The organism is Actinocrispum sp. NPDC049592 (genome assembly GCF_040675465.1).
Taxonomy (GTDB): Bacteria; Actinomycetota; Actinomycetes; order Mycobacteriales; family Pseudonocardiaceae; genus Kibdelosporangium.
Genome location: NZ_JBFAPA010000016.1, coordinates 96393 through 121624 on the forward strand (window position 1 = coordinate 96393; position 25232 = coordinate 121624).

At 68.3% G+C, this 25232-nt stretch carries 19 protein-coding genes; 9 read left to right on the top strand and 10 right to left on the bottom strand.

Annotated elements, in window-relative coordinates; translation table 11 throughout:
* Positions 1-205 precede the first annotated feature (205 nt).
* On the top strand, positions 206-1177 hold the full coding sequence (locus AB0J95_RS33960; RefSeq protein WP_364767231.1) for a winged helix DNA-binding domain-containing protein: 972 nt from the start codon (positions 206-208) through the stop codon (positions 1175-1177).
* On the opposite strand, the gene AB0J95_RS33965 is transcribed toward AB0J95_RS33960, so the two are convergent.
* The gene (locus AB0J95_RS33965) at positions 1174-3897 is read right to left on the bottom strand and encodes a lectin (RefSeq protein WP_364767234.1); all 2724 of its coding nucleotides are present in this window, start codon (positions 3895-3897) and stop codon (positions 1174-1176) included. The two genes, AB0J95_RS33960 and AB0J95_RS33965, sit on opposite strands and share 4 nt — an antisense overlap.
* Before the next feature lie 749 nt (positions 3898-4646).
* On the bottom strand, positions 4647-6167 hold the full coding sequence (locus AB0J95_RS33970) for a cobyric acid synthase (protein ID WP_364767237.1): 1521 nt from the start codon (positions 6165-6167) through the stop codon (positions 4647-4649).
* Positions 6168-6275: 108 nt separating this feature from the next.
* On the opposite strand from AB0J95_RS33970, the gene AB0J95_RS33975 reads away from it, so the two are divergent.
* Positions 6276-6710, top strand: a complete 435-nt coding sequence (locus tag AB0J95_RS33975) for a DUF6319 family protein (RefSeq protein ID WP_364767240.1) — start codon at positions 6276-6278, stop codon at positions 6708-6710.
* Positions 6711-6943: 233 nt separating this feature from the next.
* Here the strand turns inward: AB0J95_RS33975 and AB0J95_RS33980 are convergent, their stop codons facing one another.
* Positions 6944-7993 carry an MBL fold metallo-hydrolase gene (locus AB0J95_RS33980; RefSeq protein ID WP_364767243.1) on the bottom strand — a complete coding sequence of 350 codons (1050 nt, stop codon included), beginning with the start codon at positions 7991-7993 and terminating at the stop codon, positions 6944-6946.
* Complete coding sequence (locus AB0J95_RS33985) at positions 7993-9012, bottom strand: LLM class F420-dependent oxidoreductase (protein WP_364767246.1); 1020 nt, start codon at positions 9010-9012, stop codon at positions 7993-7995. Before AB0J95_RS33985 ends, AB0J95_RS33980 begins: the two co-directional genes overlap by 1 nt.
* 72 nt (positions 9013-9084) lie before the next feature.
* Between AB0J95_RS33985 and AB0J95_RS33990 the strand changes: the two genes are divergently transcribed.
* Entirely contained in the window at positions 9085-9636 is a 552-nt protein-coding gene (locus AB0J95_RS33990; RefSeq protein ID WP_364767249.1) for a PadR family transcriptional regulator, read from the top strand.
* 122 nt (positions 9637-9758) lie between these two features.
* On the opposite strand, the gene AB0J95_RS33995 is transcribed toward AB0J95_RS33990, so the two are convergent.
* The 3 genes from AB0J95_RS33995 to AB0J95_RS34005 form a co-directional block, all read right to left on the bottom strand.
* Positions 9759-11195 (bottom strand): alpha/beta fold hydrolase, encoded by a 1437-nt coding sequence (locus AB0J95_RS33995; RefSeq protein ID WP_364767252.1) that lies wholly within the window; start codon positions 11193-11195, stop codon positions 9759-9761.
* Positions 11196-11307: 112 nt separating this feature from the next.
* Complete coding sequence (locus tag AB0J95_RS34000; protein WP_364767255.1) at positions 11308-12249, bottom strand: LLM class F420-dependent oxidoreductase; 942 nt, start codon at positions 12247-12249, stop codon at positions 11308-11310.
* A complete protein-coding gene (locus AB0J95_RS34005) occupies positions 12246-13691 on the bottom strand; it encodes a carotenoid oxygenase family protein (RefSeq protein WP_364767258.1) in 1446 nt (481 codons plus the stop codon). The genes AB0J95_RS34000 and AB0J95_RS34005 overlap by 4 nt, the downstream gene beginning before the upstream one ends.
* Positions 13692-13763: 72 nt before the next feature.
* Between AB0J95_RS34005 and AB0J95_RS34010 the strand changes: the two genes are divergently transcribed.
* The 4 genes from AB0J95_RS34010 (at position 13764) to AB0J95_RS34025 (ending at position 19937) form a co-directional block, all read left to right on the top strand.
* Positions 13764-14651, top strand: coding sequence for a helix-turn-helix domain-containing protein (locus AB0J95_RS34010; protein WP_364767261.1), 888 nt, complete (start codon positions 13764-13766; stop codon positions 14649-14651).
* A gap of 44 nt (positions 14652-14695) precedes the next feature.
* Positions 14696-16282, top strand: coding sequence for a class I adenylate-forming enzyme family protein (locus AB0J95_RS34015; RefSeq protein WP_364767264.1), 1587 nt, complete (start codon positions 14696-14698; stop codon positions 16280-16282).
* A 261-nt stretch (positions 16283-16543) separates the two neighbouring features.
* Complete coding sequence (locus AB0J95_RS34020) at positions 16544-18598, top strand: AMP-binding protein (protein ID WP_364767267.1); 2055 nt, start codon at positions 16544-16546, stop codon at positions 18596-18598.
* Between the two features lie 133 nt (positions 18599-18731).
* Positions 18732-19937, top strand: a complete 1206-nt coding sequence (locus AB0J95_RS34025) for a glycoside hydrolase family 18 protein (RefSeq protein WP_364767270.1) — start codon at positions 18732-18734, stop codon at positions 19935-19937.
* 228 nt (positions 19938-20165) lie between these two features.
* On the opposite strand, the gene AB0J95_RS34030 is transcribed toward AB0J95_RS34025, so the two are convergent.
* The 3 genes from AB0J95_RS34030 to AB0J95_RS34040 form a co-directional block, all read right to left on the bottom strand.
* Positions 20166-20624 (bottom strand): hypothetical protein, encoded by a 459-nt coding sequence (locus AB0J95_RS34030; RefSeq protein WP_364767273.1) that lies wholly within the window; start codon positions 20622-20624, stop codon positions 20166-20168.
* A 182-nt stretch (positions 20625-20806) separates the two neighbouring features.
* Entirely contained in the window at positions 20807-21565 is a 759-nt protein-coding gene (locus AB0J95_RS34035) for a CbtA family protein (RefSeq protein WP_364767798.1), read from the bottom strand.
* Positions 21566-21596: 31 nt separating this feature from the next.
* Positions 21597-21809, bottom strand: coding sequence for a CbtB domain-containing protein (locus tag AB0J95_RS34040; protein ID WP_364767276.1), 213 nt, complete (start codon positions 21807-21809; stop codon positions 21597-21599).
* Between the two features lie 222 nt (positions 21810-22031).
* Between AB0J95_RS34040 and AB0J95_RS34045 the strand changes: the two genes are divergently transcribed.
* Complete coding sequence (locus AB0J95_RS34045; protein ID WP_364767279.1) at positions 22032-22559, top strand: histidine phosphatase family protein; 528 nt, start codon at positions 22032-22034, stop codon at positions 22557-22559.
* Positions 22560-22637: 78 nt separating this feature from the next.
* Positions 22638-25217, top strand: a complete 2580-nt coding sequence (locus tag AB0J95_RS34050; RefSeq protein WP_364767282.1) for a BTAD domain-containing putative transcriptional regulator — start codon at positions 22638-22640, stop codon at positions 25215-25217.
* Positions 25218-25232 lie beyond the last annotated feature (15 nt).

Consider the following 25232-nt stretch of genomic DNA (forward strand, 5'->3'; position numbering starts at 1 on the left):
GGAGTCCACAGCGGACTCCCCGGATACCGTCCCGATCGCCCGCGAGACCCGGCTTCCTGGCGGCGATCCAGCACCTGCCACCAAACGGCGCTTCAGACCGGTGTGGGACAACCGTCAGCCCGCGCAGCCACATACGTCCGGTCATCCGAGTCCGGGCCGTTCCCGGCTTTCGCGGTGAGCTACCGGCTGAGATAGATTCCGCGCCATGACCGAGGGTGGCCGGCGGATGTTCGCTCAGGGGCTGGATGGACGGCATTCCACTGTGCTCGATGCCGTGGTGGCTTCGGGTGGGTTGCAGGCTCAGGACACCGCGGCCTGCCGTCTCTCGGTCCGGCCTCGCACACACGGTCTTACGGCTACGGACGTCACTCAGGCGTGCGCGGAGGGTGTTGTGGTGCGGACCTGGTTGATGCGCGGGACTTTGCACATGGTCGCGGCTCGTGATGTGCACTGGCTCACGGCGTTCTTCGGGCCGCGGTTCATTCAGGGGCAACGTCGGCGCCGGGCCGAGCTGGGGCTCACCGATGCGTTGTGCGCGCGTGCTTTGCCCGCGCTGAAGGAGATTCTGACCGGGACGGCGTTGAGCCGCGCGGAGGTGGTTCAGCGGCTGATTTCCAGCGGGGTCCCGATCGAGCCCAGGGGGCAGGCGCCCGCGCACATGATGGGTTACGCCGCCGCTTCCGGGCTGGTCTGCCGCGGACCGGACCTGGCCAAGGACGAACCGTCCTATGTGCTCATGGACGAGTTCGTCAGCGACCGGTTCACCCCCGCCGACCCGCTCCAGGAACTGGGACGTCGTTACCACTCGGCTTTCGGTCCGGCCACTCCCGAGGATTTCGCCTTCTGGGCCGGAATTCCACTTGGCCAGGCCCGCCAGGTCGCGCCCGACGCTACAGAGTCCAGAATGGACGGTCTGCGGCTGCTGCCCGCGTTCGACACGTTCGTTCTGGGGTACCGGGAAAGGCCGGTCGCGGCGGAGTTCGCGAAGCGGGTCAACGCCGGTGGCGGGTTGATCAAGCCCACGATCGTGGCCGACGGCCGGATCGTGGGCACGTGGCGCAACCGGTCCGGGGTGATCGAGATCGAGGACTTCGAACCGGTCGACCGGTCGGCGGTGCTGGCCGAGGTCGCGGACCTGGAACGGTTCCAGGGCCGCGACCTCCACCTGGCGGACTAGGGCACGCGCCAGACCTGCGCGCCGGTGTTGTTGCAGTCGTAGATCTGCAGCTGAATGCCGTTGGCGGTGTTGCTGTTCGGGACATCCAGGCACTTGCCGGACGGCGAGTTCACCAACGAGCCGTTGGACTTCGGCCACCACTGCTGGGCACCGGTGCCGTTGCAGTCCCACAATTGGACCTTGGTGTTGTTGTTCCGGCCGCTGCCGCTGACGTCCAGGCACCGGCCCAACGCCCGCATCGTGCCGTCGGACGCCCGAGTCCATTGCTGGGCCGCGGAACTGTTGCAGTCCCAGAGCCGGACGACAGCGCCGTTGCTGTTGTTGCTCGGGTCACCGTCCAGGCACTTGTTCGCCAGCCCGACGACCGCCCCGGTCCGCGACGGCACCGGACCCACGTCGAACGACGGCGGCGCATCGCTCGCCGCGGACGCCCACGAGGTGTTCGGGGACGTGCCGAGGGTGTAGTCGAGCGTGCCACCATTGGCCACAAAGGACTCCGGCAGCCACGCCCGGTTCGACGTGGCGCCGTTCACCCGCAGACTCTGCACATATTTGGCGGAATCCGAGGCGCCCGGCGCGTTGATCGTGATCGTCTTGCCGTTGCCGCGGGTGATCGTCGTCGACGGGAACTGAGGGCTGGCCAGCACCAGTTCGGCGCGCCCTGGCGCCTCCGGGTACATACCGATCGCGGCCCACACCGCCCACGAGGACATCTCACCGAGATCGTCGTTGCCCACCATGCCTTCCGGGATGGGCTTGAAAATCGACGTCAACGCACGGCGGACAATGTCCTGCGTCTTGTAGGGCGCACCCGCGTATGCGTACGCCCACGGCGTGTTCAACGTCGGCTCGTTACCCAGGTAGGCCGCGTTCTTGTTCGGGCCCGCGTTCAGCTCGGAGAAGAACGAGTCCAGCCTGGGCGTGACGGCCGCGTTGCCGCCCATCGCATCGAACAGACCACGGTAGTTGAACGGCACCAACCAGGTGTACTGACCGGCATTGCCTTCGACGTACTCGTTCTGCTGGGTCGGACTGAACGCCGGGAACGAGGTGTCGGTGTTGCGCGGCTGCAGGTACTTGCTGCCGGACTCGAACAGGCTGCGCCAGTTCTGCGCCCGCCGCAGGAAGTACTCGGCGTTGGTGGAATCCCCGAGCCTGGCGGCGAACTGCGAGATGGCGAAGTCGGCGCTGGTGTACTCCAGCGTCGTCGAAGCCGATCCCCACACATCCGGCAAGCCCGTCGGCACATACCCATATTGGTTGTACTGCAACCACCCGGGCCGCTGCCGGACATCGTTGACACCAGCCACAATCCGGTTCAGACCATCGGCCGCGTCAAAGTCGGTGCCACCAAACGCGTACATTGTGGAGACAATGGCCGAGATCGGGTCGCCGTTCATGACACCGGTACCACCGTTGGCCACCGTCCACCGATCGAAGTACCCACCATACTTGGCCTGGTTGATCGCCGACTGCGCGATATCCGCGGCCTCACTGGGCGCCAACAACGCCACCAGCGCAACCTGCGACCGGTAGACATCCCACCCGGAGAAGTTGGCGTACTGGACATGCCCGCTCACCGTCGAGTGAACCTGGTTGTCAAAGCCCATGTACTGACCATTGACATCACTGAACACGTTGGGGTGCAACAACGAGTGGTACAGCGCCGTGTACATCGTACGCAGCTGGGTGTCCGTGCCACCGGACACGTTGATCCGCCCCAGATACCCGTTCCAAGCGTTGCGGGTCCCGTTGCGAACCTCGTCGAAGCTCTTCGAGCCCTGCTCAGCACTCAGGTTGGCCTGCGCATTGGCCAGGCTCACGAAGCTGATCCCCACCCGGGCGGTCACAGTGCTGCTGTTGAACGACACGAAGGCGGCCGCCGCCTGGATCTGCGCATCCCCGGTCACCGCCGTCGGCGCCGGAGCCTTACGACTGTCCACACCAGACTGCTGCTGCGCGGTCTTCGGCGACGCGGGCACCGTGCCCTTGCTGGCACCCTCGATCGACTTACGCGAGGTGTCGACCTTCCCATCGGCGCTGGCCACACCCGAGCTGCTGAACGGCTGGTCGAACGTGGCCTGGAAGTAGATCCGGTACCGGTTCCCAGCGCCACAGAAGCCACCGCCATCCGTGTACCCGGACAACGTGTTGCTCCCGATCGTGATCGACCCACTCGCCGAGTTGAACGCCTTGGCCGCGTCCACACTCAGCGACGCGCGCTGCCCGGCCGGATAGGTGAACCTCGCCATCCCCGACCGCTGGGTCGTGGTCAGCTCGGTCCGCAGCCCGTTGTCGAAGGTCACCGAGTAGTAACCGGGCGACGCGGACTCGTTGGCGTGGTTGAAGGTGTACTGGCTGACCGGACTGGAGCCGAGGGCGGGCATGAACGGGATGTTCCCGTAGTCGCTGCAGCCCGGGCCCGAGATGTGGGTCAGGCTGAACCCACGGATCCGGTTGTCGTCGTAGGTGTAACCACCGTGCTGGTGGGTCACGGTGTCCGGGGACCACTGGAGCATCCCGAAGGGCGCGTCGGCCCCCGGGAAGGTCATCCCGGCGCCTCCACCATGGCCGAAATCAGGCCCACCGGGCCGGGTCCCGACGAAGGCGTTGACGTACTGGGCGGGGTCAGTGACCGCAGCGGCGACAGGCGCGACTGCGGGGATGGCGGCGAACGCAAGCGCCGCCGCGAAGGCCGATATCGCGGCGAGAGCACGCATATCAACACACTCCTGCAGGGGACGGAGGTCTGACAACGTTGTCAACACCCAATACTCGCACCCATATGACCAAAGTGGAATCACCCACCCAGGCCAACCGAATCCCCCACCCCTGTCCACCAGACAACGATCACCGCCCACCCCACACCGCCACCCACCCACGAACCACCACCCCACCCCGAGCCCGAGCCCGAGCCCGAGCCAAAATAGCCACCCACCCCGCCCATCAGCCCAAGCCCAAGCCCAAGCCCCACGTATCCCCCCGCCTGTCAGCCCGCCCACACCCCGGAATCTGCATCCGCGAGCACAGCGCAAAGCCAGTGCATCCACATCGCAAAGCATGCATCCGCATCCACAAGCGCAAAGCCCGCATCCGCAACCGCAACCGCAAGGCTTCGCATCCGCATCCGCGGACGCAAAGCCCAAGCGCAGCGCCCAAACCCCGCCTTCGTGCCCTCTTCCTCCGGTATGGCCTGGCGCTTGCGCAACCGCATCTGTCAAGTGGGGGCCTGAAAACCAATCGCCGGTCCGGAGCGGCACGCAACCACAAGCAAAAGCCATACGGACCGGCACCCCGCTGGAAGCCCGGCCCCCACTTGACAGATGTGGTTCCCTCCGGGCAGGCCATACCGGAGGAAGAGGGCACGGCCCCTCATCCCTCTGGGTGGCGCTGCCGCGCGGCGAGCGCTTCTTTCCACCCACCCAGTCAACGCCACCTAAAAGCCAAACCTAGGGCACCCAAGCCAAACCTAAGGCGCCCCCGGAGGCAAAACGGGCAACCCACCGGGAGCCCCCTCCGCCAGAAGCCGCCGCAACCCCCCAGTATCCAAGTGTGTCTCAACCAAGTCGGCCAGCAAGTCCAGCTGCCCCTCCCGAACCGCGGCGAACTCAGTCCCCTCCGCCACAACGAAATCCCGCCCGGCCCACCCGGCGGCCCACCGCAGAAAGCCCCGCCGAACCTCATCATTCTCCAGCAACCCGTGCCAGTGCGTCCCCGCGACACCCCCCACCAAAGCCCCCTCGACCGAACCATCAGCCAACCGCACCAACCCGTCGAGATCACCGCGCCGAACCACCCGCCCATGATGAATCTCATAACCCGTGGCGACAGCCCCAAAAGCCACCCCGTCCGGCCGCGCCAGCACCTTCTGCACCCCGAACTCAACATCCACATCCACCAACCCCAACCCCGCGACAGCACCAACCCCGGACTCCACCGAGTCAACAATCCCAGCAGCCAACATCTGAAACCCACCACATATCCCCATAAGGGGCTTCCCTTGCCGGGCATGCGCCACCACAGCGTCGGCAAGCCCGTTCCCCCGCAACCACTCCAGGTCATTCACGGTCGCCTTGGACCCCGGCAACACCACGAGATCCGCATCGGCCAGCCGGGAAGGCTCAGTCACAAACCGCACGGAAACCCCAGGCTCACAAGCCAAAGCCTCCACGTCGGTCCCATTCGAGATCCGCGGCAACCGAACCACCGCAACCCGCAACCAGTCCTCGCCCACCGGCCCGCGCGGCCGCCCAACTACCCGATCGGGGGTATACGACAGGGAATCCTCGGCATCCAGCCACAAATCCCGGTTCCAGGGCACGACCCCGAACACCGGCCGCCCGGTCAGCGACAGCAACTGGTCCAACCCAGGCTGCAGCAACGCCGGGTCCCCCCGGAACTTGTTGATCACGAACCCGGCCACGAGCGCCTGGTCCGCGGGCGACAGCAGCGCCAGAGTCCCGTAGAGATGGGCGAACACACCCCCTCGATCAATATCCCCGACCACGAGAACCGGCAGGTCAGCGGCCCTCGCGAGGCCCATGTTGGCGATGTCGTCGGCCCGGAGGTTGATCTCCGTCGGCGACCCCGCACCCTCACAGATCACCACGTCGAACTCGGCGCGCAGGCCCTCGAGAGTGGACAGCACGGTCTCGAACAGCTCGGGTTTGCGCTCGCGATAGGACATCGCCGTCGCGTGCCCGACCGCCTTGCCGAGTACCACTACCTGGGAACTGCGGTCGCCGCCCGGCTTCAGCAGGACCGGGTTGAACCGGACGCTCGGCGCCAGGCCCGCCGCGGTCGCCTGCAGTGCCTGTGCGCGGCCGATCTCGCCGCCTTCCAGGGTCACCACGGAGTTGTTCGACATGTTCTGCGCCTTGAACGGGGCCACCCGGACCCCTTGCCGGGCCAGCCACCGGCACAGCCCCGCGACCAGCACACTCTTGCCGGCGTCCGACGACGTCCCGGCCACCAGCAGGCCTCCGCTCACGCGGCCGACCCTATCGGGATAGTGTTCTGAGGACCCCCTCGGACACACACGGTCGAACACGTGTTCTAGGATGTGGGTCCCCCTCCACGTGACCACGAAAGGACCAGGATGACCGCTCCAACCGCCGAGGCGGCAAGCGCTCCCGGTGACGAGGAGGTGCCTGCCTCGACCAACGGACAGGGCACCAACGGCTCCGAAGCGGCAGAGGCCGTGGAACCCGAGGAGAAGCCCAAGCGCGGCACTCGCACCAAGAGCACCGCGAAGAAGACCCGCACCGTCGAGCTGACGCTGACGGTCACGGGCACCCTGGACGGCAACTGGCAGGCCGACCTGATGCACGGCACCACGCGGGTCGTGCAGGGGCTCTCCGTCCCGGCCGCGGCGGTCGCCAAGGCCGCCCAGGAGCTGCACCCGGAGATCGCCGAGAAGATCGCCGAGGTGATCAACGCGGCGCGCGAGCAGCACGAGTCGCGGCTGCGCGAGCTCGAGGCAGAGGTCGCGAAGGTCAAGCAGGCCCTCGCCGACCTGGGCGAAGACGCCTAGTCACAGACGCGGAGCGCCGGCCTGCCCGACCACCGGGCAGGCCGGCGTCCTGCATCAGCCCACCCCAACCCCGCATGTCCCACACTCACCGCCCCCGTGTCCCACACTCACCGACGGCGTGTCCCCCGTTCCTCCCGGGCGTGTCCCCCGTTCCTCCCGGGCGTGTCCCCCGTTCCTCCCGGGTGAGTTCCCCGTACGTCCAGGGTGTGTGCCGCGTTCGTGGGAGCGAACGGCTAGATTCCGTTGCGCCAGCGGCGAACCTCGCCGTCGACCATCTCCACGTCGCCGCGTTTCCACATGAACTGCAGGTGCGCGCACGTCTCGGCCAGCGCACCCCGGCGCATGACGCCCTTGACGTTCTCCCAGCCACGCGACCAGGTCAGCCGCTCGGTGACGTCCCACGCCGACGCCTCACCCAGCTCCCGCAGCACCGCCGTGATCTCGTCGCAGCGCTCCTTGTGGTGCTCGATCAGCGCCACGGTCCGCGCCGAGATGCCGCGGAACCGGTATTCGTGCGCGGGCAGGATCTCAGCGGACTCGAACTCCGCCACACGTTCGAGTGAAGCTATGAAGCTCGACAGGGGGTCGTCCTCGGCGAACGTCAGGCCGATGTTCGGGCTGATCCGCGGCAGCACGTGGTCGCCGGTCAGCAGGACGTCCCTGGCCGAGTCGTACAGGCACAGGTGTCCGGGGGTGTGACCCGGGGTCCAGATCGCGCGCAGGGTCTTCTCGCCGTGCGGCACAACGTCCCCATCGGACAGCAGCACGTCCGGAACCACCATGTCCAGGAACGGTTTCATGCTTGCCCGGGAGAACTGCAGTGCCTCCGCGGTGTCCGCGGGCATGCCGCTGCGGGTCAGCCAGTCACGGTCCGCTGTGGACGAAAGCGTCTCGGAGAACCGGACCGGCAGGGTCTCCACCTCGGCGGGGTGCATCGCCACCCACGCACCGGACTCCTCGCGGATCCGCCCGGACAGCCCGTGGTGGTCGGCGTGCACGTGGGTGACCACCACACCGGCCACATCGGACACTGATGCCCCGATCACGCCCAGGCCCGCGGTCAGCGCGTCGTACGTCTCCGGCGCGAACCAGCCCGGGTCGACGACCAGCAGCCCGGCCGCGCCCTCGGAAATGTAACTGATCGTGTACCGCAAGGGGTTGTGCGGGATCGGCACGGGCACCGACCACAGGCCATCCCTGACCTGCTCGACGGGCGGGGTCTCCTTGCGTTTCCACGCCTCCCACTGGGCGGGAGCACTGGGCGGGGCCGGGGTGCTGCTCATCAGACGATCTCCGCGAGGGCCCGCAGGGTGGCCACATCGGTGTTCACCAGCAGGGACGTGACGACGCTCTCCCGCCATGCGGACAGCTCGTCCCGGATCTTGGCCAGTGGTCCGACCAGCGCGATGTCCTCGACCATCGCGGTCGGCACGGCGGCCATCGCCTCGGCCTTGTGGCCGTCCAGGTACAGCTCCTGGATCTTGACGCAGTCGGCCTCGTAGCCCAGCCGGACGAACACGTCGAAGTGGAAGTTTGCGCCCTTGGCGCCCATCCCGCCGATGTACAGCGCGAGCATCGGACGCACCCAGTCGGCGGCCTTCTCCACGTCGTCGTTGACGATGACCGGCAGGAACGCGGGGATCTCGAACGTGTCGAAACTCCGGCGAGCACCCTCGCGGGCGAAGCCCTCCCGCAGCGCGGCCTGGTAGAAGTCGTTGCTGCGCGGGGAGAAGAACATCGGCAGCCAGCCGTCGGCGATCTCCGCGGCCAGCGCGACGTTCTTGGGTCCCTCGGCGGCCAGGAAGATCGGGATGTCCGTCCTGAGTGGATGCACTGTGGACTTCAACGGCTTGCCCAGTCCGGTGCCGCCATGGTAGGGCAGCTGGAAGAACTGGCCGTCGTACTGGACCCGTTCGCGCGCAACGACTTTGCGCACGATGTCGATGTACTCGCGGGTGCGGGCGAGCGGCTTGGGGTAGGCCTGGCCGTACCAGCCCTCGACGACCTGCGGGCCGGACGCGCCGATGCCCAGCACGAACCGGCCGCCGGAGAGGTGGTCCAGGGTGAGCGCGGCCATCGCGGTCGCGGTCGGGGTGCGCGCGGACATCTGCAGGATGTTCGTGCCCAGCCGGACCGTGCTGGTGCTCGCTCCCCACCAGGCCAGCGGCGTCAGGCAGTCCGACCCGTACGCCTCGGCCGCCCAGATCGAGTCGAGACCCAGCCGTTCGGCCTCGGCGATGGCCTCCTGCACGCCCTCGGGCGGGCCGGCCGACCAGTAGCCGGTGTGGAATCCGAGCTTCACGCGCGCCTCCCATACTCAATTTCTTGAGTAATCATATCCTTGAGTACCCTGGCCACAAGAGACGGGAGACACATGGCTCTTCGGCACGCCCTGCTGGCAGCGCTGCTGGACCGCGAACTGAGCGGGTACCAGCTGACCAAGCTGTTCGACCTCGGGGTGTCGTCGTTCTGGCACGCCGCGTCCCAGCAGCTCTACGTCGAGCTGGCCAAGCTCGAGGCCGACGGCCTGCTCACCGGCCACGAGGTGGTCCAGCAGGGCCGCCCCAACAAACGCGTGTTCGCCCTCACCGACGCCGGCCTCGACGAGCTGACCCGCTTCACCCTCGCCCCCACCAAACCGACCTCCATCCGCGACGATCTCCTGGTGAAGGCCTACGGCGCGCACGCGGCCGACCCCGAGAAACTCGCCGAGCAACTCGACCAGCGCGCGGCCCAGTCCAAGGCCAAAGCCGACTACCTCGACGAACAACTGGCCAAACTCCGCAACGGCCAGCCCGAGGAGATGTACCTCCGCACGGCCGAGAACATCGGCCCGTACCTCGCCGGAACGCGGGGCCGGATGTACGAACGCGAGCAGGAGGCCTGGTGCACCTGGGCCGCCGCCGCCCTCCGCGCCCGCGCCTGAGCTTCCGCCGACGTCCTCATGCTCCCCGGTGAACGCGACACCTGGATAGCGCCCAATCCGGGCACGCCGGCGGCCGCCGACGATGCCCGGACCGAGCTGTACCCGTACTGCGACTTGCCTGGTTAACAGGTTGCGTCGGGCTGGCGGCCGGGTTTGCGGGTGGGCAGGGTGCCCGCGGCCAGGAAAGTGGCGATCGTGCCGTCCACGCAAGCGTTTCCGGTCAGGGCGTTCGCGAACGAGATGCCGCCTGGCACTGTCACCAACGCGGAGTTGGGGAAGCGGGAGCGGACTTCGAGGCTGCTGTCGACGGAGGCGACGACGTTCAGGGACTCGGTGACCAGCAAGGTGCTTGCCGTGCCACCGACCGCGACCGGCGTACCTGGTTTGGCGTGCCAGTAGAGGCAGGGGGCGGTGAACCAGGTGTTGCCCCAGGCGGTGTCGCGGGCTTGGGGGAAGACCGACCAGGTGTCGTTGCGCCACTGGGTCCATGAGGCGGGCCAGGGGGCGTCGGTGCACATCTGGGCGAGGAGGGTGCCGTAAGTGTTGTCGGCGCCGACGAGGTAGAACTGGCTGAACAGAGCGCGCAGGGTCGCTCCATCACCGTTGTGCACCCAGTTGCTGAACGCACCGCCGAGCAGTTCCCAGGTCTGCCGGGTGAAGGCGGTGAACAGGAACAGGTCGATCCACTCGCTGTAGCCGATCACACCATCCGCCGGCTCCAGCGAGACTTTGCGCAGCTGGTCGTACCAGACCTGTTGCACCGCAGCCTTTGTGGTGCCGAGGTGGTACACGGAGTCCTGCGAGGCAAGGAAGTCGAACCACAGCTCCAGGTCACGCTGCATCGGCTGGTCCTGGTCCAGGTTCCCGGCCTGGTACCAGACGCGGGCCGGGTCGATGGCGGTGTCGAGCACCATCCGTTGCACCCGTGAGGAATACCGGGATGCGTAGACCTCGGCGGTGTAGGTGCCGTAGGCCTGCGCGAACAGGCTGACCCGGTCGGCGCCGACGGCGGCTCGGATGAGATCCATGTCCGCGGCGGTGTCCACGGTTTTCATGTGCTCCAGCAACGAAGGCTGGTTGGCGGCGCAGGCGTCGGCGTAGTTCTTGACGCGAGCCGTCCACTGCGGCTCGGTGATCGGGGTCGCGATGTAGGAGGGCCGGTTGAACGCGAAGTGGTCGGGTGGCGTGCAGGCCAGCGCGGGCACGCTCGGGGTCTGACCGCGGCGCGCGAACCCGACCCAGTCGAACGAGTCCCCGCCGGCCATCCGCGCGCCCAGCAGCGACGACTGGTAGCCGCTGCCGGTGTACGGGTCCGCAACCGCGATCACGGTTCCCTTGGACACCGCGGTCTTGTGCTGAACCCGGGACACCGCAAGGGTTATCGACCGGCTCGATGGGTCGGCCGGATCCATCGGGACGTCGAGTGTCCCGCACTGCGCGCCGCCCGCGGCCAGGACCTGGTCCGAGCACGGCCCCCACGCGATGGTGGGGGCCGTGGCGGCTTCGGCGGGAACAGTCAACAACGAGAACGCCAAGGTCGTGGCGACCAGAAGCTTCATGCCGCCAATGTTGATCAATTCAGCGGGCCGAAAGCACGCGGTCTTCGCGAAAAGCTCTCCAAGCCTGCCCTTTCGCACCCATAGCCCGGAATTCGGCCGGTTCTCGCCACCGTCAGCGCAGTCCCGCCAATGTACGCGCCCCGCCAGGGTCGCTGTCCACACTGGACGGTACGAGCGCGATCTCGGCGACACCGGCCGCCTCGTACTCGGCGATCCGCGCCCTGATCTCATCGGCGCTGCCGAGCAGGCACACCGTCTTGACCAGTTCCACCGGCACGGCGTCGAGCAGCGCCCGCGGATGCGGCCCGGTCCGCGCGAACCGGACCACAGAGCCGAATCCCGCCTCGATGAACATCTCGCCGTACCCTGGCGCGGCCAGATAGGGCACCACCCCACGGCGAAGCTGCTCGATCGCGTCCGGCGCCGGATCCACCGCCGTCGCCAGCCACGCCGCCACCGGCCCCAGCGACTCCGACCGGAACCGCGACACCAGAGCCCCGGCGGACGCGGGCGTCAACAGGTTGAGCACCAACCGATCCCCGTACAAGGCGGCCGTCTTCACCGCACCGGCGCCGAAAGCGGCGATGGTCAGCGAGGACTTGGGCGGGGCCAGCCGGAGCCGGTACCCGGAGCTGCTCACGACCGACCCCGCGAAGTCCGACTTCTCCCCGTCGAGCAACTGCCGCAACACGACCGCCGACTCCTGCAACGCCCGGCCCGCCCGGCTGCGATCCCGGCCATGCCAGGCGGAAACCACGACAGGACTGGACGTTCCAATGGCCACGTCCACCCGCCGCCCCGTCAGGGCGGCCACGGAGGCCGCCCCGCGCGCGATGCTCATCGGATCGCGCACCGAAACGGCAAGCGGCCCAACGGTCAACCCGATCTGCGTGGTCCGAAGGCCAACGGCCGTCGCCAAAGCGAAGGCGTCATAGGTCGCCATCTCGCCCAGCCACAGCTCCGGGTAGCCCAAGCGGTCCGCGTGGATGGCGGTGGCCAGGGCCTCCTCCGGCGGACGGTCCTGCCAATATCCCAAGGACACGGAGAGTTTCATGAGCGAAGCTGGTCCATCCTCACCCAAGTGGCGTGGAACCCGACAGGGACTCGTTGCGGGAGCAGGACTCGGGCGACCGGGCCGGCCGAGACGTCGGCCGCGTCGAAGATCCCGGCCTCGGACCGCCCCTCGCGTTCGTCGGTGATGAAGCTGACCAGGTACCCGTCGGTCTCGTCCCGCGATCCGTCACGCGGCGCGAACGGCGCCTCGGAACCCCACCGGCCGGCGCCGAACTCGTGCGTGACCTTCTCGCCCGTGCTGGAGTCGTAGCGCACCAACGCATCGAACAACAGAGTGTCGTCATTGGACAGACGCATGTTGTAGGAGAACCGGTGCGGACGGCTGACGATCCGCGAGTCCACACTCGGGAACTCGATGTTCCCGTCGTCCAGCGAACTCTCGGCGGTCTCCCCCGTACGCAGGTTGAACCGGTAGCGGTAGAGGTGCGCGTCGAGCCGCAGGTACGCGAGCATGGCGGCAAGCGGCGAGCGCGTCCTGGGCACGTGACTGGGGTTCTTGACCCGGCACACATCCATGACGATCTCGTCGCCCTCCTCCCACGAGTTCACCACATGGTAGATGTAACAGGGCTTGGCCTCGAACCACCGAACATCCGTGCCGTAGCGCGGAACCACGCCGAACCGGGACGGCAGCGACCGGTCGAAGGAGATCCGGTACTTGCCCGCCCGCCGGGCGTCCTGGTCCTGCAGCAACGGCAGGTCCATCAACACGGCGTAGTTGGCCGTCAACGCCATGTCATGCGGCAGCCGCGGCCCGGGCAGGGCGATGCCGGTGACGTGCCGGACCGTCCCTTCCGGACTGATCACGCCGTAACGCAGGTACGGCGGCTGCGGGCCGTAGTCGAACCAGAACAGCTCGCCGGTGGCCTCGTCCACCTTGGGGTGCGCCATCATGTCCCCGGCCAGCGTGCCGAGGAAGTCCTCCGCGCCAATGGTCTCCAGGGACAACGGGTCCAGCGCGTACGGCGACCCGCAGAGGTACCAGGTCGCCAGCACCTTGCCGCGGTGGAAGATCACGTCGGTGTTGGCGCTGTCCTTCAGCCCAAGGCCGTGGGTGTTGCCGAACGGGTTGCCCGCCGGGTTCTCCATCACGCCGGTCCACAGCGCCCGGCCGGCCGCGGACTCCGCCTTAAACGCTTTAGTCCGCACAAATCTGTTGCGGTACCTGGCTTTGCCGTTCTCGAAGTGCATCGCGTGCACCATGCCGTCACCGTCGAACCAGTGATAACGTCCAGCCGCGGGGAACTGCCGGTTCGGCCCGTTGCGCAGGTACACACCGTTGAGGTCATGGGGGATCTCGCCGATGACCTCGAGCTCGCCGGTGGTGATCTCCTCGGCCACCGGCGCGTACACGCCGAGCAGGTAAGGATTGTCCGTGCTGAGGTCATGCGCGACCGCAACCGGCTGTTCGACGTGGGTCATGAGAAACCAAGCTATGATAGTCGAAGTCAGGTGTCAACGGTATCCACGGCTCTGAACGGATAAGGTGCACCCGTGCAACCCAGCGCGATCGGACAGGCGCTGCTCGCCATCGGCGACCAGTGGACTCTGCTGATCTTGCAGCGCGCCTTCCTCAAGCACACCAGGCGGTTCGCCGACTGGCGCGACGAGCTGGGGATGTCCGAGTCGGTACTGGCCGGGCGGCTCAAGGAGATGGTGGCCGGCAACCTGCTGGAACCGGTGCCCTACCGCAACGGCCGCACCCGCCTGGAGTACCGGCTGACGCCCAAGGCCATCGACCTGTGGCCGCTGCTGGTGTCCATCTGGTCGTGGGAACGCAGCTGGGTGCAGCGCCCGCATCCCTTACCGGAGCTGGTGCATGCCGGCTGCGGCAGGCCGGCGGACGTCGAACTGGGTTGTACGCACTGCGGAAAGGCGCCGGTGGCCGCGCGGGACACGATCATGACCCGCCAGGAGAACACCAACTTCGGCCACGTCAGCAGCCCTCGCCTGCACCGCAAGACCGTGCGCGAGGTGCGCGACGACGCACTGTCCTACCTGCCCGCCACCATGGAGATCCTCGGCGACCGGTGGAGCACGGTGGTGCTGGCCGCGGCTTTCATGCGCTACCGGCGGTTCTCCGAGTTCGAGCTGAAGCTCAGGCCGCCGCCGTCCATCCTGTCCGACCGGCTGCGCCGGTTCACCGAGCTGGATGTGTTCTGCCAGAAGGGCGGCGAGTACCGGCTGACCACGAAGGGCCAGGCGTTCTTCGGCGTCTACGCGTTCCTGGTGGACTGGGGGCAGCGCTGGTACTCCGGGCCGCCCGGGTCGGACGTCGCCATCAACCACACCGCCTGCGCCAACGTGATGACGCCCTACCTGCGCTGCACCTCGTGTCACGAACCGGTCTCGCGCACCGGAATCCGCTGGAACTTCGGCTAGTGCCAGGGTGGCGGACCTCCGGTGCGGGACGCTAAGTTCCGGCCATGGGACTGCACCCCGCCGGCCGGGTCGCCGACTACACCGCACGCGGCTGGTGGCGCGCGGACACCATTGACTCGCTGCTGCGGGCGCGGACGGCCGAGCGCCCGGACCGGCCGGCAATAGTTGACGCACCCAACAAACCTGCGTTCAGCGATCTGCCGGTGCGGCGGCTGACCTTCGCCGAGCTGGACGCCGAGGTGAACCGGATCGCCGCCGCCCTGCAGCGGCACGCGATCCAGCCGGGCGATGTGGTCGGTCTGCAGATGCCCAACAGTGTCGAGCTGGTCGCGAGCCTGCTGGCGGTGATCCGGATCGGCGCGGTCGCCTCTCCCCTGCCGGTTCAGTACCGTGAACACGAGCTGAGCCTGTTGCCCAAGCTGGCGGACTTCAAGGCGATCGTGACCGCGTTCCCCGAACGGCTGGGCGGCCACGAGATGACCGTGCTCGGCTTCGGCGAGGTCCCGGAAGGCGTTGTGGCGCTGGACAACGAGCCGCCCGCCGAACCCGAGCCGCACCCGCTCGACCCGAACGACTGCGTGACGATCTGCTGGACCTCGGGCACCGAGTCGACGCCGAAAGGCGTGCCGCGCACGCACTACGACTGGCTCGCCATCGCCGAACCCTGTGCCAAGGCGCCGGAGCTGACCGCGGACGACGTGCTGCTCAACCCGTTCCCGGTGATCAACATGGCCGCGCTCGGCGGGACGGTGATCCCGTGGCTGCGCACCGGATGCGTGTTCGCCCTGCACCACCCGTTCGACCTGCCGACGTTCCTCGGCCAGCTGGCGAGCGAACGCGTCACCTACACCCTCGCCCCACCGGCCCTGCTGACCATGCTGCTGCACAACGAGAAACTCATGTCCACAGTGGACATCTCGAGCGTGCGGGCGATCGGCTCCGGCTCGGCGCCGCTGCCCGAGGCGATGGTCCGCGGCTGGCAGGAGCGCCACGGCATCGCGATCATCAACTTCTTCGGCTCCAACGAAGGCGTCGCCCTGTTGTCCGCGCCGGCCCAGTTCCCCGACCCGGAGCTGCGCGCCCGCTACTTCCCGCGGCGGGGTTTCCCCGGCACCTCGCTGAAACTCGCCGACGCCGCGGGAAAAGAGATCACCGAGCCCGGCGTTCCCGGCGAGCTGCGGATCAAGGGCCCGACCGTGTTCGCCGGCTACCTGCCCGGCACCGGCGGCGATCCGTTCGACGCGGACGGCTACTTCAGCACCGGCGACGTCTTCGAGATCGCCGGTGACGACGGCCAGTACCTCCGGTATGTCGACCGCGCCAAGGACATCATCATCCGCGGCGGGATGAACATCGCCCCGGCCGAGCTGGAGAACCTGCTGCAGTCGCACCCGTCGGTCGCCGATGTCGCGGTGATCGGCGTGCCCGACCCGGTGCTCGGCGAACGGACCTGCGCGGTGGTCGTGGCGGCGCCGGGCACCGAGCCGACCGCCGACGAGCTGCTCGAGTACCTGCGCGGCCGCCGGATCGCCTCGTTCAAGCTGCCCGAGCGGTTCGAGTTCACCGATGCGTTGCCGCGCAACCCGGTCGGCAAGATCCTCAAGCGGGAGCTGCGCCAGGCACTGGCCTGACCAATGCCCGTGCTGCATTGCAAGTCGGCGCTGACCTGCGACGGAACTAATCTGGAGTGGTGTTCGCCCAGGTCATGCCGTGTCCGGCGAAGGAATGCCGAACCGGGCGCGGTGCCCGGCACCTAGACTTGCGCGAACCCAGGTACGCTCCCCCGGCTAGTCCATTTGGGCGACAGTGGTTGGTCGAACCCGACCAGCCCCTTGAACCGGTCAGCGGCACACTGCTACCCATCAGTAGCTCTGTCATGGGAAGGCCGGTCCATGCGATCCGAGTACGTCGAAGAACGGACCGTCGTGAGCCACCCACCGTCAACGGTGTGGGAGGTGATCGGCGACCCCGAGCTGTACCCGAGGTTCGTCCGCGGACTGACCTGGGTCGAGCGCATCACCCCGCAGCGCGGCCGTGGCGCGCGCTACCTGCTGCGCGTGGAGGTCGAGGACGAGGTCGAGGTGCTGATCTACCGTGACGACGAGCACCTGACCTGGTCGAGCGTGCGCGAGGGCAGGCACCGGCTGTCCATCCGGCTGCGCGAGACCTCCCGCAGCGGCACCGAGATCCAGGTGCTGCTCACCCTGATCGCGCCGGACGGCGACAAGCACTTCCCGATCGCGCTCGCCCAGGCCCGCCGCCGGATCAACGAGGCCTTCGGCCTGCTGAGCGACCACCTCGACGGCACGCCCGCCCCGCTGCCGCCCAAGCCCCGTGATCCTTCGTCGGCGCGCGGATCGGCGTTGAGCGTGGCGAAAACCCTGATCAAGGCCGGTGTTCTGGCACCGGCGCGGCCCGATCGCACGTTGAGGCAGCTGGCTCAGCTGGCGCGCTGGGGTGCGACCGTGACCGGCGGCTACCAGGCATCGTCCGCGCGCGGCCCGGATGAGCTCGCCTACCAGGACGAACACGCGCACCGGACGTTCGGTGAGGTGGAGATCCGCACCAACCAGCTGGCCAACTCGCTGTCCCGGTACGGGGTCGGCCCGCAGTCCCGGGTCGCGCTGCTGTGCCGCAACCACGGCGCGATGATCGAGTCGCTGATCGCCTGCGGCAAGCTCGGCGCGGACGTGGTGCTGCTGAACACCGGGCTGGCCGCCAACCAGGTCGCCGAGGTCGTCCGCCTGCACAACCCCTCGGTGCTGCTCAGCGACGACGAGTTCGCCCCGCTGATCCAGTTCATCGAGCAGCCGATCCCGCGGGTCAGCACGTGGTCGGACGCCCCTGGCAACGCGCTGACGGTCGAGGAGCTGATCGCCGGCGGGTCACGGGAGAAGCTGACCCCGCCGTCGAAAGCGGGCAGGATCGTCGTGCTGACGTCCGGAACTTCGGGCTCTCCCAAGGGTGCGCGCCGTCCGACGCCGCGCGGTCTCGGCGACGCCGCCGCGGTGCTGTCGCGGATCCCGTTGCGGGCCGGGGAGAAGATGTTCGTGGCCGCCCCGCTGTTCCACACCTGGGGGCTGGCCGCGTTGCAGCTGGGCATGCCGTTGCGGGCGAGCCTGGTGCTGCAGCGGCGGTTCGACCCGCAGGCGGCGCTGGCGGCGATCGCCAAGTACCGGTGCACATCGATGTTCGCGGTGCCGATCATGTTGCAACGCATGCTGGATCTGCCGGAGAGCGTGCGGTCCCGGTACGACACCTCGTCCTTGCGGGTCGTTGCCAGCAGCGGGTCGGCCCTGCCGGGCCGGTTGGTCGAGCGGTTCATGGATGCGTTCGGGGACGTGCTCTACAACCTGTACGGCTCGACCGAGGTTTCTTGGGCGACCATCGCCGACCCGGCCGACCTGCGCGCGGCGCGGACCACGGCCGGGCTCCCGCCGATCGGTACCCGCATCGGAATCCTGGACAGCCATGGGTTTGCCACGCCGCCGGGCACGATCGGGCGGATTTTCGTGGGCAACGACATGTTGTTCGACGGGTACACCGACGGCGGTCAGCTCGCGTTGCGGCACACGCTGATGGACACCGGTGACCGCGGCTATCTGGACGCGGACGGGCGGTTGTTCGTTGCCGGGCGCGACGACGAGATGATCGTGTCCGGTGGGGAGAACGTGTTCCCGCGCCCGGTGGAGGAGATTCTCCTCGCGTTGCCGCAGGTCCGTGACGCGGCGGTGGTCGGTGTCCCGGACAGTGAGTATGGCCAGCGGCTGGCCGCGTACATCGTGCTGCGGCCCGGGTCGAACCTCGACGCCGACAGCGTGCGCACCTACGTCCACCAGCGACTGGCCCGGTTCGCGGTGCCGCGTGACGTCGTTTTCGTGGACAACCTGCCGCGCAACGCCACCGGGAAGGTGCTCAAGCGGGTGCTCGAAGACGGACATTGGTGACGTACAGCCTTGACGGATTGGTCTAGTCCACTCTAGCTTGGGTGTGGTTCGTCCCAACCGCCGGCCAGGCGCGGGCTCTGCGGTTCCCTGCTGTGCGCGGTGCTCCGGTACCGCCTCCACCGACGGAGAACGCATGTTCAGAACCAGGCTCGCCGCGCTGGGCACCGCTTTGGTGACCATCGCCTCCGCTTTGACCGTGTCGGTCGCGGCCGCCCCCGCGCAGGCCTCGCCGAACGGCAACGTGCTCGGCTACTTCGCCCAGTGGGGCGTGTACGCCCGCAACTACCACGTGAAGAACATCAAGACGAGCGGCTCGGCCGCCAAGCTCACGCACATCAACTACGCGTTCGGCAACGTGGTCAACGGCCAGTGCGTGCTCGGCGACACCTACGCCGACTACGACAAGTTCTACGACGCGGCGTCCAGTGTGGACGGTGTGTCGGACACCTGGGACACCGGTGCCCTGCGCGGCAACTTCAACCAGCTGCGCAAGCTGAAGAAGCAGTTCCCGAACATCAAGGTGATCTTCTCCTTCGGCGGCTGGACCTGGTCCGGCGGCTTCGGCCAGGCGGCCAAGAACCCGACGGCGTTCGCCAACTCCTGCTACAACCTGGTGAACGACTCCCGGTGGGCCGGTGTGTTCGACGGCATCGACATCGACTGGGAGTACCCCAACGCCTGCGGCCTTTCCTGTGACACCAGCGGCCCGGACGCCTTCACCAAGCTCGGCCAGGCGCTGCGCAGCCGGTTCGGCTCCAAGCTGGTGACCGCGGCCATCACCGCGGACGCCTCGGCGGGTGGCAAGATCGAGAAGACCAACTACGGCGCGGCGTCCCAGTACTTCAACTGGTTCAACGTGATGACCTACGACTTCTTCGGCGGCTTCAGCCCGCAGGGCCCCACCGCCCCGCACTCGCCGCTGACCTCGTACGCGGGCATCCCGCAGCAGGGCTTCGACTCCGCCGACGCCATCGCCAAACTGAAGGCCCGCGGCGTCCCGGCGAACAAACTGTGGCTGGGCGTCGGCTTCTACGGCCGCGGCTGGACCGGCGTCACCCAGACGGCCCCCGGCGGTAGCGCCACCGGCGCCGCCCCCGGCACGTACGAGGCCGGGATCGACGACTACAAGGTCCTCAAGACCAAGTGCCCCGCCAACGGCACCATCGCCGGCACCGCGTACGCCAAGTGCGGCAGCCAGTGGTGGAGCTACGACACCCCCAGCACCATCAGCGGCAAGATGAGCTGGGCCCGTGGCCAGGGCCTCGGCGGCGCCTTCTTCTGGGAGCTGTCCGGCGACACCACCGGCGGTGAACTGATCACCGCCGTCAAGAACGGCTGACCGGGGAAAGAAAGAGGCGGCTCCTGCACCCCAGGAGCCGCCTTCGCCGTTCCCAGGCCGGTTGTCGCCTGGCGAGGGCCCGTCTCGCGGAAGGTCCTCGCGCTGACCGAACTTGTGGCGCTCCACCAGGACGCCGCTGCGCAACTCTTACCGGACTGAGCGGCTGCCGGTAGCTGCACACAAAAGGGCGGCACAGGGAGTCCCCTGCGCCGCCCAAGAGGGAAGCCGTCAGGCCACCGCCGCGCACAGCCGCCGGGCGGTCGCGATGACCGCGTAGGCGGAGGGCAGCATCTGGTGTGGCCGCGGCTCGTTGATCCAGGTCCAGCCCCCAGCACCGCACTCGGTGGGCACGACGGTGTAGGCCCCCGCCGCCGCGTGCTTCACCTCGTGGTCGCCCAGGCCGTCGACGACGTCCCCCGGCATCGTGGTGGCGCCCTGGGTCAGGAAGGTCCAGCGGTCGCCGGAGGGGTGCGCGATCACCGGGCCGGACAGCATGGCGATGCCCAGCTGGGACTGGACGCGAGCGGCCAGTTCGGCGGGCATGGTGATCGCGTCGAGGGTCTGGCCAAGGGCCACGACCAGCTGACGCTGGCCGACGTGCACCGAGACCGGCCACCCCATGAGCTCCTCGTAGTTGGCGCGAGCGGCGTACAGCTCACGTAGCCAGTCTGGCGCCGGTTGTGTCATCGTTGTCATTACTGATGCGGTCAATGTCCTCACACCCCACAGGTCCCTGTTGCTCCGTTCGAGCGATCCCCGTTATCGCCATCACCCATGGTACGTGACCAAACGTGACGTGGACCACAGGGTTAGTCCCCTGACTACAACCAGGGGCCAATCCGGGGCTCAAGGGGTGTTGATTTCGCAGGTCAGGCGACTAGACTGGCTCGTTCTGCCGCGACACGCCGGAGGCGGCGCTCGGTGAATACGCCGAACAGCAGACCCAGTGCCGTCCACAGCACCAGCTGGGTGCCGAGCGACGCCAGCCGGAAGCTCCACAGCACGGTGGCCGGGAACTCCGCGGGAACCTCGTTGACCGTGGGCAGCACCAGCGCGGCGACCACGACCACCACCAGGTACCCGAGCGTGCCGAGCAGCACGGCGTACCAGGTGTCCATCCGGGCGGACAGCCGCCTGCCCAGCGAGACCGCGCCGATCGCGGCGGCCAGCGAGATCAGCACCATGGTGAAGTACCAGGTGGTGCGCATGCCGATGGTGTCCGGCTGGCCCACCGCGGGCGGGTTGGCCGGGTACTTCAGGTACGGCACGACGAACACCACGACGAACGCGCCGAACGCGAGCACAGCGGAGGTCGCCCGGGCGCTCAGCCGGCCCAGCCGCCCGTAGGCGAAGGCGAACCCGAGCGCGAACAGCCCGCCGAACGCGACGCCGTAGACGCCGACGGCCGTGGCCAGGCCGATGGTGCTCTGCACACCCCGGCTGACCAGCTCCGGTTCCTCCTCGGCCGGAGCCCCGGCGCCGCCATGGGAGTGTCCTTCGGCCCCGTGCGAGGACTCGAACGAGATGGCGGTGTCGATCTGCGGCTCACCGAAGATCGACCCGAAGGCGAGCGCCAACGCGGCGGCGACCAGTCCGACGAGCATGCCTCGGACCAGCAGGTTTCCCATTTTCATTTGTCGAGCCCTTGTGCGTTGCGATTCAGTGGCAGGGGAAGCCGAGCAGGTGGCGGCCGTCGTGGACGAACTCGTGGATGTAGTTGTCCGAACCACTGAAGATGGCGAGCGCACCCTGCTCACTGCCGACGAAGTAGAGCAGGACCAGCATCAGGATCCCGGCGAAGATCGCCCAGGGCAGAATCTCGCGGACGGGGATGCGGACGGGAACCGGAACGGGAACGGCTGCGGTTGTCACCGGTGAAGACCTCCTCGGGCTGACGCGACCCATGGGTAGGCGGGCGGGCGGCTGGAGTGTCTGACTACACGGGCATTGCTCCCGCATACAGTGGCGCGACCGTGCCGGGCTCTCACCGGCTTACTCCGAAACCATTGGCGGCAAGACCGTAGGCAGGAGAAACACGCTGTGTCAACGTCGGGAGACGGTCCTCACCCAAATGCGGCCACCAGAATCATCCTGGTGTCGCACGCGCCAACGACGGCGACCCGGAGTGGCGCATTCCCCGATGACGAACCGCTCGAACGTGCACTGGCCGAACCACTGGACATCGGCAGGCACACGGACTACCTGCGCGGCCCGGAGCTGCGCTGCCAGCAGACCGCCGAGGGCCTCGGCTGGGTCACCCGGCTCGACCCGGTGCTCGCTGACCTGGACTTCGGCCAGTGGCGCGGTTTACCCCTGCACGAGGTCCCGGAGACCGATGCCATCCGGTGGTTCAACAACCCCGAGGCGGCCCCGCACGGCGGCGAGTCCATCCACGACCTGCTCACCCGGATCCGGGCCTGGCTGGACGCGCTGATCGGCACCGGCAGGCGGGTCGTGGCGGTCACCCACCCCGCGGTCGTCCGCGCCGCCCTGATCAACGTGCTCGGCGCCCCGCCGAAGTCGTTCTGGCGGATCGACGTATTGCCGCTGTCGTATACGCGGCTCACCTGCAGCGGCGAGGCGTGGACATTGCGGGAGACCGGACATCCGGTTACTCCTTGACGAACTCTTCCCGCCCACCTCGTCAAGGATTTACCATCGCGCCCTGGGGACGAAGACGCCAAGGCGGGGGCGTATGCCATGGTCGAGATCGCGTTCGGGGTACTGGGGCCGCTGGAGGTGACGGTGGCCGGCGTGGCCGTGCCGTTGGGCGGCCGGAAACCGCGCATGCTGCTCGCGACGCTGCTGCTGGCGCCGAACACGACGGTGGACGTCGACACGCTCGTCGACGTGCTGTGGCCGGAGAACCCGCCGCGCTCCGCGGTGGCCAACATCCGCACGTACGCGCACTCGCTGCGGGCGGCGATCGGCACCCGGGTCCGGTCGCGGCCGGGCGGCTACGAGATCGCGGTCGAGCCGGGCGAACTCGACATGACCGAGTTCGAGGCGCACGCCCGGCGAGGCTCGCTCGACGCGGCCCGCGAGTTGTGGCGCGGACGTGCGTTGGCGGATCTGCCGTGTTGTCCCGAATGGGAGCCGACGCTCGCCCGGTTGGAGGAGCTGCGGCTCGACGTCTTGGAGAAGTGCCGGCTCGGCGTTCCCGAGTTGCGCGGGCTGCTGGCCGAGCACCCGCTCAGGGAGGAACTCTGGCGGCAGCTGGTCCTCGCGCTGCACGGCAGCGGCCGGGACGCCGAAGCCGCCCAGGCGTACGCCGAGGCCGCACGCGTCCTGGCCACCGAACTCGGCACCCGGCCCGGCCCGCAACTGCGCCAGGCCTACGAAGAGATCAGCGTCTTCCCGGTCTGCCAGCTGCCGCTGGACGTTGCGGACTTCACCGGACGCGCCGCGGCGGTGACGACGATCGAGGACCTCCTGCGCGGGCGCCTGCCGCTGGTCGTCGCGGTCACCGGGCCGCCCGGCGCGGGAAAGTCCACAGTGGCCGTCCACATCGGACACCGGATGGCCGGTGAGTTCCCCGACGGCCAGCTGTACATCGACCTGCGGCAGACCACCGACCCGCTCGCATACGTGTTGGACACACTCGGTATACCAGATGTATACAGCTCGCATACCGCACGCGCGGCGCGGTACCGGTCCGCGCTCGCCCGCCGCCGGATGCTGGTCGTCATCGACAACGCCACCGACATCGGCCAGATCACGCCGCTTCTGCCCGGATCCGGTGGCTGCGCGGTGATCATCACCAGCCGCCACCGCATGCCGGACCTCGTCGGCGCGGTGCCCGTCCCGTTGGGCGCGCTGACCGACAACGAGGCACGCGAACTGCTCGCCCGCATCGCCGGCCGCCGGATCGCCGAAGAACCGGTTCAGGCCAACGAGATCCTCGCCGCCTGCGGCAACCTGCCGCTCGCCATCCGGGTGGCCGCGGCGAAACTGGCGGCGCGGCCGTCGGTCCCGGTCCGCGTGCTCGCCGACCGGTTACGCGATGACCGGCGCAGGCTCGATGAGCTGACCATCGGCAGCCTGGCGGTCCGGACCAGCGTCACCGACAGCTACGAACGGCTGACTCCCGAGGCGGCACGGGCCTTCCGGTTCGCCGGGCTGCTGGGGCCATCCTGGTTCCCCGGCTGGGCGCTGGCCGCGTTGCTGGACCGCCCGAACGCCGACGACGTCCTGGACTCGTTGGTGGACGCCAACCTTCTGGAAGTCGCCGGGGCCACGCCGCGCTACCGGCTGCCCGAGGTGTTCCGCTGCTATGCGGGCGAACGGATCACCGCCGAGCCGCGCCGGGAGATCGAGGCCGCCGCCAAGCGCGCGCTGTCCGGATATCTCGGCGAGGCAACACATGCGGCCATGCGCATGCCGATCCCGTTCTTCGGCCTGCTGCCGCGTCATGCCGTCACCGGAGGCTTCGACGGCGACCCGGTCGAGTGGTTCGGCACCGAGCGCGCGACTGTCCTGTCCTTGCTCCATCTCGCCGAACGACTGGGACTCCACACGTATGCATGGCGTATACCGGCTGTGTACGCGCCGTATTTCGACCTTCGCGGTGAGCACGGCGAATGGCAGCGGACCAACGAGTTCGCGTTGCGCGGCGCCAGGGCGGCGGACGACCCGCACGGCACGGCAGTGGTCCTGAGAAACCTCGGCCAGGTGAACCTTTACCAGGACAGGTATACCGCCGCCGAGAACGCGCTGCGGGAGGCCATGCGGCTGTTCACCCGGACCGAGGACGAGAGCGGCGTCGGCGTCTCATTGGCCGGAATCGGTACTGTTCAGCGGGTTCGCGGCGAGTACGGACCCGCGCTGGCCAGCCAGCGGCGGGCCCTGCGCATCTTCGTGCGCGCCCGGCAGCCCAGCCTCGAGGCCGCCGCCCGGCTCGCGGTCGGTACGGTTCTGCTTGCCCAGCAACGGTTCCCGCTCGCCGAGAAATGGCTCACCGACGCCCGCCGGCAGGCCGTCGAGATCGGCGACCGGCACCGCGAGGCGCACGCGTTGCAAAGACTTGCCAGCCTACGCAGCCGACAGGGTGAACCTGAACGTGCGCTTGACCACCTCGAGACCGCCACGGACGTGTTCGAGCACCTCGGCGACGATCACTGCGTCGCGTACGCGCGCCAGCACATCGGCGAGATATACCTGGGAAACGGCGAGCATGCGCAGGCAGTGGCGTTGCTGACGTCCTCGCTGGAGGCGCACCGGCGCAGTGGCGACCGGCGCTCAGCCGCCGAAGTATCGCAGTTGCTCGATCGGCTTCAGTAGGGGCCTGCCCCGGTT

Excerpts from the sequence above, each read along its gene's own strand:
- AB0J95_RS33960 (WP_364767231.1), top strand. The coding sequence starts at position 206 with ATGACCGAGGGTGGCCGGCGGATGTTCGCTCAGGGGCTGGATGGACGG.
- AB0J95_RS33965 (WP_364767234.1), bottom strand. The coding sequence starts at position 3,897 with ATGCGTGCTCTCGCCGCGATATCGGCCTTCGCGGCGGCGCTTGCGTTC.
- AB0J95_RS33975 (WP_364767240.1), top strand. The coding sequence starts at position 6,276 with ATGACCGCTCCAACCGCCGAGGCGGCAAGCGCTCCCGGTGACGAGGAG.
- AB0J95_RS33980 (WP_364767243.1), bottom strand. The coding sequence starts at position 7,993 with ATGAGCAGCACCCCGGCCCCGCCCAGTGCTCCCGCCCAGTGGGAGGCG.
- AB0J95_RS33990 (WP_364767249.1), top strand. The coding sequence starts at position 9,085 with ATGGCTCTTCGGCACGCCCTGCTGGCAGCGCTGCTGGACCGCGAACTG.
- AB0J95_RS33995 (WP_364767252.1), bottom strand. The coding sequence starts at position 11,195 with ATGAAGCTTCTGGTCGCCACGACCTTGGCGTTCTCGTTGTTGACTGTT.
- AB0J95_RS34000 (WP_364767255.1), bottom strand. The coding sequence starts at position 12,249 with ATGAAACTCTCCGTGTCCTTGGGATATTGGCAGGACCGTCCGCCGGAG.
- AB0J95_RS34005 (WP_364767258.1), bottom strand. The coding sequence starts at position 13,691 with ATGACCCACGTCGAACAGCCGGTTGCGGTCGCGCATGACCTCAGCACG.
- AB0J95_RS34015 (WP_364767264.1), top strand. The coding sequence starts at position 14,696 with ATGGGACTGCACCCCGCCGGCCGGGTCGCCGACTACACCGCACGCGGC.
- AB0J95_RS34020 (WP_364767267.1), top strand. The coding sequence starts at position 16,544 with ATGCGATCCGAGTACGTCGAAGAACGGACCGTCGTGAGCCACCCACCG.
- AB0J95_RS34025 (WP_364767270.1), top strand. The coding sequence starts at position 18,732 with ATGTTCAGAACCAGGCTCGCCGCGCTGGGCACCGCTTTGGTGACCATC.
- AB0J95_RS34030 (WP_364767273.1), bottom strand. The coding sequence starts at position 20,624 with ATGACACAACCGGCGCCAGACTGGCTACGTGAGCTGTACGCCGCTCGC.
- AB0J95_RS34035 (WP_364767798.1), bottom strand. The coding sequence starts at position 21,565 with ATGGGAAACCTGCTGGTCCGAGGCATGCTCGTCGGACTGGTCGCCGCC.
- AB0J95_RS34050 (WP_364767282.1), top strand. The coding sequence starts at position 22,638 with ATGGTCGAGATCGCGTTCGGGGTACTGGGGCCGCTGGAGGTGACGGTG.